Source organism: Mesorhizobium sp. M7A.F.Ca.CA.002.05.1.1, assembly GCF_003998335.1.
Lineage (GTDB): Bacteria > Pseudomonadota > Alphaproteobacteria > Rhizobiales > Rhizobiaceae > Mesorhizobium.
The window spans coordinates 1-1150 of sequence record NZ_RZQI01001302.1; the positions used below are offsets into that span (position 1 = coordinate 1).

Below are 1150 nucleotides of genomic sequence, written 5' to 3' on the forward strand. Positions count from 1 at the left end.
CAGGCAGTGTGCCAGCGCCACCGCGATATGCGTGTCGATCAGCCCGAAGGCCGAATAGAGCTGGAAGAATGGCAGCGCGAACACCGCCGGCGGCGCCATGCGGTTGGTCAATAGCCAGAAGAAGAGGTGCTTGTCGCCGAGGAACCGGTAGCGCGAGAAAGCGTAGGCAGCCGGCAGCGCCACCGAAACCGAGATCACCATGTTCATGACGACATAGATGATCGAATTGATGTAGCCCTTGTACCAGGACGGGTCGGTGAAAATCACGATGTAGTTGGCCAGGGTCGGGCTCTTCGGCCACAGCGAAAAGGCGCCCAGGATCTCCTGATTGGTCTTGAAGCTCATATTGACCAGCCAGTAGATCGGCAGCATCAGAAAGATGATGTAGATCGTCGGCACCAACCACCAGAACCGGGATTCTTCGCCGCGCCGGCGCATCAGCCGCGCAAGCTGGTCCTGCGACAATGTGCTGGCGAGCCCGTCCGAAACGGCCGTCTCACGCACCCGGTCCTGCCTCGTCGTTCCTTCGTTGGCGCCGCTCATCTCAGCGCTCCGCATCGACATTGGTCATGACGGTGTAGAACACCCATGACAGCAAAAGGATGATCAGGAAGTAGATGATCGACATGGCCGCCGCCGGCCCGAGATCGAACTGGCCGATGGCAATCTTGACCAGGTCTATCGACAGGAACGTCGTCGAATTGCCTGGGCCTCCGCCCGTGACGACGAACGGCTCGGTGTAGATCATGAATGAGTCCATGAAGCGCAGCAGCACCGCGATCAGAAGCACGCGGTTCATCTTCGGCAGCTGGATGTAGCGGAACACTGCCCAGCGTGAGGCGCCGTCGATCTTGGCCGCCTGGTAGAAGGCATCGGGGATCGAGACCAGTCCGGCGTAGCAAAGCAGAACGACGAGGCTTGTCCAGTGCCAGACGTCCATCAGGATGACCGTCACCCAGGCGTCGGTCGGATCGTTGACGTAGTTGTAGTCGAAGCCGAGCGACGACAGCGTGTAGCCGAGCAGGCCAATGTCGATGCGGCCGAACACCTGCCAAATCGTGCCGACGACGTTCCACGGGATCAGCAGCGGCAGAGCCATCAGAACCAGGCAGACCGGCACGCCCCAGCCTTTCTTGGGCATGTTGAGAGC

2 protein-coding genes are annotated in these 1150 nt (G+C 60.3%); both read right to left on the reverse strand.

The window, feature by feature from the left end:
- The coding region (locus tag EN939_RS35055) for a carbohydrate ABC transporter permease (RefSeq protein WP_206528438.1) at nt 1–543 on the reverse strand (543 nt) is incomplete at its 3' end.
- Between the two features lies 1 nt (nt 544).
- Nucleotides 545–1150 (reverse strand): carbohydrate ABC transporter permease (locus EN939_RS35060; protein ID WP_164751554.1); only part of this gene is annotated, 606 nt, incomplete at its 5' end.